Consider the following 12257-nt stretch of genomic DNA (forward strand, 5'->3'; position numbering starts at 1 on the left):
CTAGCGCCTCAGATATAAAGAAAACCCGCACCGAAGTGCGGGTTTAGTGTCAAAGCGAGGTTCGGTCCCTAGACAAACGGATTAGCGAGGAAAAAGGGACCCAAGAAATCTGTCCGATAAGGACCGAACCTCTTATTTGACGCATGCGTCTCTTCTATTATGGTACATCTCGCTGATTTTCGCACCTTGAAGCGTGTTTATTACCAAAAAACTTGATTTTTGAAAAAACAACCCTTAATTTCTAAATTTTTAAGCAGATTTTTTCGGAACGCTGCTTTGAGGGGCTCAGAAGTGACGAAATATTACGAAATCCATGGCTCTAGACGCCTCAGGATAAGCTTATAAACTCTATAATCTGTCAATATCTCTAGATAGATGTCTTTTGTGCTGATTATATGCAGACTGCAAAGTTTTCGTTGAGTAAATCCACCTCACTCAGATCCCGGGGGAGAGCAATGAGTATTGCCGATATGGGGTATCTTGGCCACGAACGGCGCAGCGCATGGACTACGCCAGAAAAGCCTCAAAGTGGAGGGTGAAGCGTAAGATATATAACAGAAAGCTCCGGATGCTAAGCCCGCAAAATATGAGGTGAGCTAGCCTCCAACCTACACAACTCTGGAGATATCTATGGTTCCCTCAGCCTCAGGAGAAGAACAGAAGAGCACCCTGGGCGCCAACCATTTTTCTGTGGATCGTTCTGCGGGGCTCGCTGGGCAGTATCAAGTGGCATACAACCCCGAAGAGAACGTTCTTTTCGTAAGCGGAAGCTTTAATCACACGAAGACCCACGGTACTCTCTGCGCAACAATCGCACGCATAAACGCAGATACCCTGCAGATTGAGAAGACGGCTGTTCTGCCTGCTATCCCGGAAAATAACCCCGGGTTAGAGAACCTCTTCCAAATCCAGGCTGCCTACGGTCTAGCAGCAGACAACGAGCGGGAGCTTCTCTGGACCGGAGGAACCCGCACAAACTCGGTATCCGCATACTCCCAAAAAGACCTAGCGCTCGTATGGGATTCTCTCGCTCTAGGAGTGGAGATGCTAATTCCGCGTGAGCTATACGTTGCACCCAGCGGTTCCGTACTCGTGACCGGAATGGGTGGTTACCAGGTAATCGCTGCACCTAACGCAGAAGGAGAACGCGCGGTTAGCTCTCTTCAAGGGGACGGTCCCGCTATGCTACTAGGACCCGTAGCTGATGAAGCTCGTAGCCGCCTGTACATCCCGAATATTATGCGAGATGAAATCTGGGTTGTGGACATGAACACCTGGGGGCTCGTACGTAGGCTACCCGTAACTGGCGGGGAAGACGCCAATGCTCCAATCGGTGTTCACGGTGTGGAGATTGATTCAACGCGCGGCGAACTGTATGTCTCTGCACAGGGGCGCGAGGGTAAAAACGGCGGTCTATATGTTCTGAGTTTTGAGGGCGAACACCTCGCTTATCTTCCATTCGGCAAAATGCCCACCGATATCTTGCTCGATGCAGAACGCCAGCTGCTCTATGTTGCCGATTTTGGGGGCAAGGGAGACTCAGCCGCTGCTGGCGGCGGAACTGTTACCGTCGTTAACACGCTCAATCGAACCATTGTTGAGACTCTGCAGGTAGCCCCAACCCGTATTAATCACCAGGTCCTGCTGAAGGACGGGAGCGTCATTGCTATCGACAAGGCGGGGGATTACCCTGCAGCTGAGGTTTCCTACGTGCTGGATGCGCACTCCGGTGAATACTATGAGGCGGCGGAAGAGTCTCGCCCCGGAGAAACTCCTCGCGCTATCGTTCGTGATGGTATCGCGAAAGTATATATGTCATAGCTGCAGAGTGAAGAGCAGTTGGTATACCCAAAATAGTCACTGTCGCTCTCTACCCCCTGTGTGTGCACTAGTGGGGTGGGGGAGTAGGACTGGGGTAATCCTATCGCTAGGCCGCGGCAAGTCTGTCGTGGGGGCATATTAAAACGTAGTAAAATATAAATATCTACCATCCTTGTTTGACACATTGTTTGGTAGATTTCTCGAGGCCCCTTCAGTTTCTTATGCGTCAGGAACTACACGAAGGGGCCTCCTGCTTTAAGTGTCAAATAAGCCGCCTTCTCGCTCGGTATTGATGTGGGGTATGAGGTTTTTGGTCTCCGATACATGCATTGTCTTGGTGAATAGGGTAGTGGAGACCGAAATCATAGTTAACAAGCCCTTGCACTAGATGCCTGCTTCCTGTATAGTGTTAAGACTGTGTGGCTGTATCCAAATAGCCGCACAACCACGGGCTTCTCGTGCCAGTGCATAATGCCGCTACTTACGGGTGGATACGCCCGCTTCACGCGGGTCCAAATGCTTCTGGCATGGGTTTGCCCCAGGCGTTTCCGCTAACCCCTTCCACAGAGATGGGGCCCGGGGCGTCAACCAATCCCGTAAAAATGTTCCGCAAGGCTGGCTCGCGCCTAAAGCGAGTCGGAACCGGCGAGACGACAGGAGAAATATGATTCAGCAGGAGTCGCGACTGAAGGTCGCCGACAACACTGGTGCGAAGGAAATCCTGACCATCCGTGTTCTCGGTGGTTCCTCGCGTCGCTACGCAGGCATTGGCGACATCATTGTCGCAACCGTCAAGGATGCAATCCCCGGCGGTACCGTAAAGAAGGGTGACGTTGTCAAGGCAGTCGTCGTCCGCACCAAGAAGGAAACCCGTCGTCCCGACGGCTCCTACATCAAGTTCGACGAGAACTCCGCAGTGATCCTGAAGAACACTGATGGTGATCCCCGTGGTACCCGTATCTTCGGCCCCGTGGGTCGTGAACTTCGCGACAAGAAGTTCATGAAGATCGTTTCGCTGGCTCCGGAGGTGCTCTAATTCATGGCTAAGATCAAGTCCGGCGACCTGGTTCAGGTTATTTCCGGTGCAGATAAGGGCAAGCAGGGCAAGGTTCTGAAGGTTCTCCCCAAGGAAAACCGCGTGATTGTTGAGGGCGTTAAGGTCGTCACCAAGCACACCAAGGCTAACCCCCTGACCGGCGCAGCAGGCGGCATTCAGAAGGTTGAGGCACCGATCCACGTTTCTAACGTTGCGATTGTTGACCCCGAGACCAAGAAGCCGACCCGTGTTGGTTTCCGCCTCGAGACTGTAGAGCGTGATGGCAAGGAGCGCACCGTTCGCGTGCGCGTTGCTAAGCGTTCGGGTAAGGACATCTAATGACCGAAACCAAGATCACCCCCCGCTTCAAGACCAAGTACGCTGAGGTCGTCGTTCCCGCTCTGCAGGAAGAGTTCAAGTACGAGAACGTCATGCAGACCCCGAAGATCGTTAAGGTCGTCGTAAACATGGGTGTCGGCGAGGCAGCTCGCGACGCAAAGCTCATGGACGGCGCAATCCGCGATCTCACCGCAATCACCGGTCAGAAGCCGATTGTTACCCGCGCTAAGAAGTCCATCGCACAGTTCAAGCTGCGCGAAGGTATGCCCATTGGTGCACACGTCACCCTGCGTGGCGACCGCATGTGGGAATTCCTGGACCGCCTCGTCACCCTGGCACTGCCCCGAATCCGCGACTTCCGCGGCCTCTCGGACCGCCAGTTCGACGGTAATGGTAACTACACCTTCGGTCTGACCGAGCAGTCCATGTTCCACGAAATCGATCAGGACTCGATCGACCGCGTGCGTGGTATGGACATCACCGTGGTGACCTCCGCGAAGACCGACGAAGAAGGCCGTGCAATCCTGAAGGCACTGGGCTTCCCGTTCAAGACCAACTAACGACTACGTTGTAGGTCCAGACCCCGTTACCGCGGGGTAGGGAAACCACAACGAGGAAGGGCTAAAGCCCACAATGACTATGACTGATCCGGTCGCAGATATGCTGACCCGTTTGCGTAACGCAAACTCCGCATACCACGACACCGTATCCATGCCCTACTCCAAGCTGAAGGCTCGCATTGCAGAGATCCTGAAGGCTGAGGGCTACATCGCCGACGTGAAGGTTGAGGATGCAAAGGTCGGCAAGACCCTGACCCTCGTCCTCAAGTACGGTCCGTCCCGCGAGCGTTCCATCGCTGGCGTGCGTCGTATTTCCAAGCCGGGCCTGCGTACCTACGCAAAGTCCACCAACCTGCCCCAGGTTCTGGGCGGCCTCGGCATCGCAATCCTGTCTACCTCTTCGGGTCTGCTCACTGACAAGCAGGCAGCGAAGAAGGGCGTGGGCGGCGAAGTCATCGCTTACATCTGGTAGTCGGTTAGAAGAGAAAGGAAGAGAATAATGTCACGTATTGGACGTCTCCCCATCTCGGTTCCCGCCGGCGTTGAGGTTAAGGTCGATGGCAACCTGGTCACCGTTAAGGGCGCGAAGGGCGAGCTCTCCCACAAGGTAGCTTCCCCCATCACCGTGGCTCTGAACGAAAACGAGATCGTTGTATCTCGTCCGAACGACGAGCGCCTGTCTCGCTCGCTGCACGGTCTGACTCGTACCCTGATTCAGAACCTGATTATCGGCGTTACCTCCGGCTACGAGAAGAAGCTGGAAATCGTTGGTACCGGTTACCGTGTGACCCCGAAGGGTAACGACCTGGAGTTCGCTCTGGGCTACTCCCACCCGATCAACATCACCGCTCCCGAGGGTATTACCTTCGCAGTGGAGGGTGCTAACAAGCTGACCGTGTCGGGTATCGACAAGCAGCTCGTTGGTCAGGTTGCAGCAAACATTCGTGGTCTGCGTAAGCCCGATCCCTACAAGGGTAAGGGTGTTCGCTACGCAGGTGAGCACATCCGCCGCAAGGTCGGAAAGGCTGGTAAGTAAACATGGCTATCAAGTCGAAGGCAGCGCAGCGTGCACGTCGTCACGCTCGCATCCGCAAGTACGTTTCGGGTACCGCTGCGCGTCCGCGCCTGTGCGTCACCCGTTCGACCCGTCACATGTTCGTTCAGGTTATCGACGATGTCAAGGGCGTAACCCTGGCATCCGCTTCCACCATGGAAGCAGAGCTGCGTGCAGCTGACCTGGACAAGACCGCTAAGGCAAAGCGCGTTGGTGAGCTCGTTGCAGAGCGCGCCAAGGCAGCTGGTGTTGAGGCAGTCGTGTTCGACCGCGGTGGTAACAAGTACCACGGCCGTGTTGCAGCCGTTGCTGACGGTGCACGCGAGGGAGGTCTTGCACTCTAATGAGCGAGCAGAACGTAAAGGAAACTCAGGTGAGCGAAGCAGTAGTAGCTGAAACCGCTGAGACCTCCAACCAGCGCGAGGAGCGCCGCAACAACCGCGGCGAGCGTCGTGGCCGTGGTGAGCGCCGTAACAACCGCGCTCGCGAGGAGGAGAAGGACAAGTACATCGAGCGCGTTGTGACCATCAACCGCGTTTCCAAGGTCGTCAAGGGTGGTCGTCGCTTCAGCTTCACCGCACTGGTCGTCGTTGGTGACGGTAACGGCCTGGTCGGCGTTGGCTACGGTAAGGCTAAGGAAGTTCCCGCAGCAATCTCCAAGGGTGTCGAGGAAGCAAAGAAGAATTTCTTCCGCGTTCCCCGCATCGAAGGCCGCACCATCCCGCACCGCGTGCAGGGTGAAGCAGCTGCAGGCGTTGTGATGCTCCGTCCGGCAACCGCTGGTACCGGTGTTATCGCAGGTGGCCCCGTGCGTGCAGTACTCGAGTGCGCAGGCATTCACGATGTGCTGTCCAAGTCGCTCGGTTCCTCGAACCAGATCAACATCGTTCACGCAACTGTTGCAGCACTCAAGGAGCTTGAGGAGCCCCTGGCAGTGGCAGCCCGCCGCGGCCTGCCCACCGATGAGGTTATCCCCAGCTACCTGCGCAACACCAAGTCTGAAAAGGCAGGTGCGTAGTAATGGCCAAGCGTATTCAGCCCAGCGACGCAAAGCTGGAAATCACCCAGGTCAAGTCCTATGTTGGTCAGAAGCAGAACATGCGCGACACCCTGCGTTCCCTGGGCCTCAAGCGCCCCGGCAACAAGGTAGTCCGCACTGCTGACCCCGTCACCGTTGGCATGGTTAACACCGTTGCTCACCTGGTGAAGGTTGAGGAGGTCAAGTAAAGATGGCAGAAGCTATCAAGATTCACGATCTGCGCCCGGCACCGGGTGCCCACAAGGCAAAGACCCGCGTTGGCCGCGGTGAAGGCTCCAAGGGTAAGACCGCAGGTCGCGGTACCAAGGGTACCAAGGCACGTTACCAGGTTCGTGCAGGCTTCGAAGGCGGCCAGCTGCCGCTGCACATGCGCCTGCCGAAGCTGCGCGGCTTCAAGAACCCCTTCCGCACCGAGTACCAGGTTGTTAACCTGGACCGCATCCAGGAACTGTTCCCCAACGGTGGCGACGTCACCGTCGAGGCACTGGTTGCTAAGGGTGCCGTTCGTAAGAACGAGCTCGTGAAGGTTCTGGGCAACGGCGAAATCTCCGTCAAGGTGAACGTTGTTGTCGACAAGGCATCGGCTTCCGCTATCGAGAAGATCGAGGCCGCTGGCGGTTCTGTAACCGTTAAGTAGTCTTCAAGACGAGAAAGCCCCCGTCCGTACACTATACGGCGGGGGCTTTTTGCTGCTCGGAAAGATTCATAACAAGGGTATATTCCTGTATTCGTATATTTGAACGCTTGGTGCACGCCACATTTAGTGTTCAAAAATCACGCTAAGAGAATATAAAAGCTACATAATCTGCTAGGGAGTTATCGTTACCCGCTCCAAACACGATAGACTGGAAGATGTGTTTACTGCGCCCTAAAACTCCTTGAGAGGGATGGGCGCCCCATAGACTTACAGGAGGACATGTGCTGAGCGCATTCGGGCGAGTCGTTAAGACCGCCGATTTGCGGCGTAAGCTGCTGTTTACCCTGGCAATGATTGTGCTGTACCGCGTGGGCACTTTCATCCCCGCGCCAGGCGTTTCCTACGGAAATGTACAGCAGTGTCTGAACGCCAATGTTACGAGCGGTGGCGTCTACGATATCGTCAACCTCTTCAGTGGTGGCGCACTGCTGCAGCTTTCGATCTTTGCCCTCGGCGTGATGCCGTACATTACCGCGTCCATTATCATCCAGCTGCTGCGCGTGGTCATCCCGCGATTCCAGGAGTTGCACGATGAAGGCGCGCAGGGTCAGGCAAAGCTCACCCAGTACACCCGCTACCTGACCATCGCTCTTGCTCTGCTGAACGCAACCACCATCGTCTCGATGGCGCGCTCCGGCGTTCTGCTGGGCAACTGCCCCGGCATCATCCCCCAGGACGACGTACTGCACATCCTGCTGATTATCGTCACCCTGTGTGCGGGTACCACCGTCATCATGTGGATGGGTGAGCAGATTACCGAGCGTGGCGTCGGCAATGGCATGTCCCTGCTGATCTTCACCTCCATCGCTTCTTCCTTCCCGAGCGCTCTGGGTTCCATCCAGCGCACCCACGGTTGGGGTATCTTCGCAGCTGTCTGCGGCATCGGCCTGCTGGTCATGCTCGCTGTGGTCTACGTGGAGCAGTCTGTTCGCCGTATCCCCGTGCAGTACGCAAAGCGCATGATTGGTCGACGCACCATTGGTGGCACCAGTACCTACATTCCGTTGAAGGTCAACATGGCAGGCGTGATCCCCCTGATCTTCGCCTCCTCCCTGCTGACCCTGCCCGGTCTGATCGCCCAGTTCAACACCCCCACCGACGGCTCCACTCCGCCGGACTGGGTTAACTGGATTAACGCATACCTGGTGCGCGGCGATCACCCGCTGTACATTGCTCTCTACTTCTTCATGATTATTGGCTTCGCGTACTTCTACGTGGCGGTCACCTTCGACCCGGTAGAAGTAGCGGACAATATGAAGAAGTACGGTGGCTTCATCCCCGGTATCCGTGCCGGTAAGCCCACCGAGCGTTACCTCAGCTACGTACTCAACCGAATTACGTTGCCTGGCGCACTTTACCTGGGTGTAATTTCCATGATTCCCCTGGTAGCGCTTATCCTATTCAACGCAAACCAGAATTTCCCGTTCGGCGGCGCCTCGCTGCTGATCGTGGTGGGTGTTGGTCTTGATACTCTCAAGCAGATCAACGCTCAGCTCCAACAACGAAACTACGAAGGACTGCTCCGATGAACCGTCTGCTCATCGTCGGCCCTCCCGGTGCAGGTAAGGGCACCCAGGCCGTCAAGATCGCTGAAGCACTGAAGATTCCCGCGATTTCCACCGGTGATATCTTCCGCAAGAACATCAAGGAAGAGACCGAGCTGGGCAAGGAAGCGAAGTCGTACATCGACTCCGGCAACCTGGTTCCCGACTCCGTCACCAACAACATGGTGCGCGCACGCCTGGAGGAGGGCGACGTCGTCAACGGCTTCCTGCTCGACGGCTACCCCCGCAACACCTCCCAGGTGCACGAGCTGGATTCCATCCTCGACGCCAAGGGCGAGAAGATTGACCGCGTTCTCCTGCTGGTTGCAGACAACGACGAACTCGTCGAGCGTCTGCTCAACCGCGCAGCAGAGCAGGGTCGCACCGATGACAACGAAGAGGTCATCCGTCACCGCCTAAAGGTCTACGAAGAAGAGACCGCACCGCTGATTGCAATCTACCGCGAACGCGGCATCGTCAAGGAAGTTAACGGCCTCGGCGAGATTGCTGAAGTCACCGAGCGCATCCTCGACGCTCTGAAGTAATCTTCTGCTGTACCCCCGCAATTTGGGATGCATGATGCATCACAAAGACTTGCGGGGGTACAGTGCTGTCTGTAGAGTTCTAAGCTTGGGCATACCGCCCCACATACCTAAGGAGCCAGAATGGCACGAGTCGAAATCAAAACCAATGCACAGCTTCAGCAGATGGCTCGTGCAGGCGTCATTACCAGCCGTGCACTCGATGCGGCAGTGGCGGCAGCCCGCCCCGGCGTAACCACCGCAGAGGTGAACGCCGCCTTTGAACGCACCATGCTGGAGCTGGGTGGCACCTCCAACTTCTACGGCTACTACGACTACCCGGCGACCGTATGCACCTCCGTCAACCACGAGGTTGTTCACGGCATCCCCGGCGACTACGTGCTCAAGGACGGCGATATTCTCTCCATCGACGGTGGCGCATACGTCATCGACCCCGCCACCAACCGCCAGTGGCACGGTGACTCGGCACGTACTGTGCTGGTTGGTGACAACGTAAGCGAAGCCCGCGCAGAGCTCTCCGCCGTCACCCGCGAGGCAATGTGGCACGGTATCGCTGCTCTGGCAACCGCAAAGAAGGTCGGCGAAATTGGTCTTGCCATCGAAGCGTACGTGACCGAAGAATACGGCGACAAGTACGGCATCATTGAAGACTACGTGGGCCACGGTATCGGTTCCCAGATGCACATGGCGCCGGACGTACTGAATTACGCAGTACGTGACATGGGCCCGAAGATCAAGCCCGGCATGGCTTTCGCTATCGAACCGATGCTCGTCACCGGTTCCATCGAGACCAAGGTACTCTCTGACGACTGGACCGTTGTGACCGTTGACGGCTCCGATGCATGCCAGTGGGAGCACTCCGTTGCTGTGCACAGCGAAGGCATCTGGGTCCTGACCGCAGAAGATGGCGGCGCAAGCGAACTTGCTCGCTTCGGCGTAACCCCGGTTCCGATCCCCGCCTAAGTCCCACCACTGGGGGAGGGGAACCCACCTTTAGCTGCCCCACCTCCACCCGAAGAAACCGGCGAATCCGGTCTGGTGCGTGATAGCGCATCCGAAAGCATCCACATCACAAGGAAGAAGCTCCATGAGCGAAACTCTCAACAGCAGCGAGGCATCCGCGCCCGCTGCGACCAAGGTGCCGGTTGAAATCTCGAACGTTCGCCCCGCACCCGGCCAGATTGCCCTGAAAGCACCGCGCCGTGCGAAGCCGCCCAAGCACATCGCTGACTTCGATATGGCTGGCCGCCGCGAATTTCTGAAGGAACTGGGCTACCAGTCGTTCCGTGCGTCCCAGCTGTCCAAGCACTATTTTGAGCGTCTGGTCACTGACCCCGCAGAGATGACTGACCTGCCGGCTAAGGACCGCGAGCAGATGGTTGCCCAGGCGATGCCGCAGCTTCTGACCCCGGTCCGTACCCTGGAAGCTGACGGTGGCGACACCCTGAAGGTTGTGCACCGCCTCTTTGACGGTGCGCTCATCGAGTCCGTCATCATGCGCTATGACAACCGTGTGACCATGTGCATCTCTTCGCAGGCTGGCTGCGGTATGAACTGCCCCTTCTGCGCAACCGGTCAGCAGGGTTTGACCCGTAACCTGTCCACTGCAGAAATTGTGGAGCAGGTCGTTGCCGGTGCCCGCTACCTTAAGCAGATGAAGGGCCTGGAAGAAGCAGAAGGCGGCTCTGAGGATACTCGTCCGCTGCGTGTTTCCAACATTGTCTTCATGGGTATGGGCGAGGCGCTCGCTAACTACAAGGCAACCATGGGTGCTGTGCACCGCCTGATTGATCCTTCCCCCGAGGGCCTCGGTATTTCTGCTCGTGGTCTGACCATGTCGACCGTGGGTCTGGTGCCCGGCATTCGTAAGTTTGAGCTGGAGAAGCTGCCCATTACTTTGGCGCTGTCCCTGCACGCTCCGGATGATGAGCTGCGTGATGAGCTAATCCCGATTAACCAGCGTTGGAAGGTCGACGAGACTCTGGACGCTGCGTACGACTACTACCGTACGACCGGCCGCCGCGTCTCCATTGAGTACGCGCTGATTCGCGATATTAACGATCAGGGCTGGCGTGCGGATCTGCTCGGTAAGAAGCTGGCGCAGCGCGGCCGTGGTTGGGTGCACGTGAACCCGATTCCGCTGAACCCGACCCCGGGTTCGAAGTGGACGGCATCCCGTAAGGGCGTTGAGCAGAACTTTGTGGAGCGTCTGCGTGCCCACGGTATTCCGACGACTATTCGTGATACTCGCGGTTCCGATATTGATGGAGCATGCGGTCAGCTTGCCGCTAAGGAAGACTAAGCAGTTGAGCTGTGACCGGTGAACGGTGCCCCTTTCCTGCGGAGGGAAGTCAATAAGACTTTCAGGAACGTGGGGGAGGGGCTTCTTCCTTTTAAACATTAAGTGCCTGATGTCATAAAAATCACGGTTGTTTTTCCACGGCCTTTGCCGTAGAGTTAACAGTTGGTTGTTTGTGCCAGTGTTAAGTGCGCCTTAAAACGCCCTATCGCCTCACCGAGGTGAGCTCACAAACAGAAGATACAATTGCCCGCCGCACCTGCGACGGGCACCGACGTTAGCGGAGGATATGGCTAAGAAAGACGGCGTCATCGAGATTGAAGGCTCTGTGGTTGAAGCTCTGCCCAACGCGATGTTCCGTGTTGAGCTGGATAACGGCCACAAGGTTCTCGCACACATCTCGGGCAAGATGCGTCAGCACTACATTCGCATCCTGCCTGAGGACCGAGTAGTAGTGGAACTGAGCCCCTACGACCTTTCCCGAGGTCGTATCGTCTACCGTTACAAGTAAACCCGAGATAAACGTCGCCCCTGGCGGCGTTTAAATCGTGTTCAAAGGGATAACGCAGTTCCCCAACGTAAGTGAGGGAACCTCTTATCTCGCCAGTAATCAAGTTGCAATCAAAAGGAATGCGATGAAGGTCAAGCCGAGCGTTAAGCCGATCTGCGATAAGTGCAAGGTGATCCGCCGTCACGGTGTGGTCATGGTGATCTGCGAAAACCCGCGCCACAAGCAGCGCCAGGGCTAATCCCTAGCAGCTGACTTCATAACCGCCCCAACAGGGGGCGGAATTGTCATAGGCACCGCTCCGAAGCAACGCCCACGAGGCGACTTCGGATACCTCCGGACTCAGAGGCCGGGGACCGGGTCAGAACAACCCGGGCAGTGATGCTATAGACCTCTGGAAAACAACAAGGAGAAGCCAGTATGGCACGTCTCGCTGGAGTTGATATTCCCCGCGAAAAGCGCGTGGAAGTTGCTCTCACTTACATCTACGGCGTGGGCAAGACCCGTGCACACGAAACCCTCGCTGCTACCGGCGTCAACCCTGACACCCGCGTCAAGGACCTGACCGACCAGGAGCTCGTGGCACTTCGTGACTTCATCGAAGGCAACTACAAGGTTGAAGGTGATCTTCGCCGCGAGGTTGCAGCTGACATCCGCCGTAAGGTTGAAATCGGTTCCTACCAGGGCCTGCGCCACCGCCGCGGCCTGCCGGTTCACGGTCAGCGCACCAAGACTAACGCACGTACCCGCAAGGGCCCGAAGCGTACCGTCGCAGGTAAGAAGAAGTAAGCAACGTTGCTCTGTTGGATATCTCTATC

At 56.7% G+C, this 12257-nt stretch carries 17 protein-coding genes; all 17 read left to right on the top strand.

The annotated features are described in order from the left end of the window. Window positions 1–630 precede the first annotated feature (630 nt). The 17 genes from HMPREF2928_RS02440 (at window position 631) to rpsM (ending at window position 12228) form a co-directional block, all read left to right on the top strand. The gene (locus HMPREF2928_RS02440) at window positions 631–1821 is read left to right on the top strand and encodes a YncE family protein (protein ID WP_070687288.1); all 1191 of its coding nucleotides are present in this window, start codon (window positions 631–633) and stop codon (window positions 1819–1821) included. Window positions 1822–2485: 664 nt separating this feature from the next. Then, a complete protein-coding gene (gene rplN / locus HMPREF2928_RS02445) occupies window positions 2486–2857 on the top strand; it encodes a 50S ribosomal protein L14 (RefSeq protein ID WP_005504986.1) in 372 nt (123 codons plus the stop codon). Between the two features lie 3 nt (window positions 2858–2860). Beyond that, window positions 2861–3196 (top strand): 50S ribosomal protein L24, encoded by a 336-nt coding sequence (gene rplX / locus HMPREF2928_RS02450; protein WP_005504988.1) that lies wholly within the window; start codon window positions 2861–2863, stop codon window positions 3194–3196. Beyond that, window positions 3196–3756, top strand: a complete 561-nt coding sequence (gene rplE, locus HMPREF2928_RS02455) for a 50S ribosomal protein L5 (protein WP_005505001.1) — start codon at window positions 3196–3198, stop codon at window positions 3754–3756. The genes rplX and rplE overlap by 1 nt, the downstream gene beginning before the upstream one ends. 73 nt (window positions 3757–3829) lie before the next feature. Further along, window positions 3830–4228, top strand: a complete 399-nt coding sequence (gene rpsH / locus HMPREF2928_RS02460; RefSeq protein ID WP_005505003.1) for a 30S ribosomal protein S8 — start codon at window positions 3830–3832, stop codon at window positions 4226–4228. Window positions 4229–4255: 27 nt separating this feature from the next. After that, window positions 4256–4792 (top strand): 50S ribosomal protein L6, encoded by a 537-nt coding sequence (gene rplF / locus HMPREF2928_RS02465; protein WP_070629926.1) that lies wholly within the window; start codon window positions 4256–4258, stop codon window positions 4790–4792. A gap of 2 nt (window positions 4793–4794) precedes the next feature. Next, window positions 4795–5154, top strand: coding sequence for a 50S ribosomal protein L18 (gene rplR / locus HMPREF2928_RS02470; protein ID WP_005505006.1), 360 nt, complete (start codon window positions 4795–4797; stop codon window positions 5152–5154). A 29-nt stretch (window positions 5155–5183) separates the two neighbouring features. Then, window positions 5184–5828 carry a 30S ribosomal protein S5 gene (gene rpsE, locus HMPREF2928_RS02475; RefSeq protein WP_171840195.1) on the top strand — a complete coding sequence of 215 codons (645 nt, stop codon included), beginning with the start codon at window positions 5184–5186 and terminating at the stop codon, window positions 5826–5828. A gap of 2 nt (window positions 5829–5830) precedes the next feature. Next, a complete protein-coding gene (rpmD, locus tag HMPREF2928_RS02480) occupies window positions 5831–6037 on the top strand; it encodes a 50S ribosomal protein L30 (RefSeq protein WP_004005265.1) in 207 nt (68 codons plus the stop codon). Window positions 6038–6039: 2 nt separating this feature from the next. Beyond that, a complete protein-coding gene (gene rplO / locus HMPREF2928_RS02485) occupies window positions 6040–6486 on the top strand; it encodes a 50S ribosomal protein L15 (protein WP_005505008.1) in 447 nt (148 codons plus the stop codon). Window positions 6487–6767: 281 nt separating this feature from the next. Next, entirely contained in the window at window positions 6768–8075 is a 1308-nt protein-coding gene (gene secY, locus HMPREF2928_RS02490; protein ID WP_005505014.1) for a preprotein translocase subunit SecY, read from the top strand. Then, window positions 8072–8635: an adenylate kinase gene (locus HMPREF2928_RS02495; RefSeq protein WP_070629925.1), complete on the top strand. Its 564-nt coding sequence runs from the start codon at window positions 8072–8074 to the stop codon at window positions 8633–8635. The genes secY and HMPREF2928_RS02495 overlap by 4 nt, the downstream gene beginning before the upstream one ends. A 120-nt stretch (window positions 8636–8755) precedes the next feature. After that, window positions 8756–9595 carry a type I methionyl aminopeptidase gene (map, locus tag HMPREF2928_RS02500; protein ID WP_070629924.1) on the top strand — a complete coding sequence of 280 codons (840 nt, stop codon included), beginning with the start codon at window positions 8756–8758 and terminating at the stop codon, window positions 9593–9595. Window positions 9596–9719: 124 nt separating this feature from the next. Continuing rightward, window positions 9720–10934: a dual-specificity RNA methyltransferase RlmN gene (gene rlmN / locus HMPREF2928_RS02505; RefSeq protein ID WP_070629923.1), complete on the top strand. Its 1215-nt coding sequence runs from the start codon at window positions 9720–9722 to the stop codon at window positions 10932–10934. Between the two features lie 286 nt (window positions 10935–11220). Then, window positions 11221–11442: a translation initiation factor IF-1 gene (infA, locus tag HMPREF2928_RS02510; protein WP_005505018.1), complete on the top strand. Its 222-nt coding sequence runs from the start codon at window positions 11221–11223 to the stop codon at window positions 11440–11442. A 124-nt stretch (window positions 11443–11566) separates the two neighbouring features. Next, a complete protein-coding gene (gene rpmJ / locus HMPREF2928_RS02515; protein ID WP_004005257.1) occupies window positions 11567–11680 on the top strand; it encodes a 50S ribosomal protein L36 in 114 nt (37 codons plus the stop codon). Between the two features lie 179 nt (window positions 11681–11859). Further along, window positions 11860–12228 carry a 30S ribosomal protein S13 gene (rpsM, locus tag HMPREF2928_RS02520; protein WP_005505026.1) on the top strand — a complete coding sequence of 123 codons (369 nt, stop codon included), beginning with the start codon at window positions 11860–11862 and terminating at the stop codon, window positions 12226–12228. Window positions 12229–12257 lie beyond the last annotated feature (29 nt).

Source organism: Rothia sp. HMSC072B04 (assembly GCF_001813725.1).
Lineage (GTDB): Bacteria > Actinomycetota > Actinomycetes > Actinomycetales > Micrococcaceae > Rothia > Rothia mucilaginosa.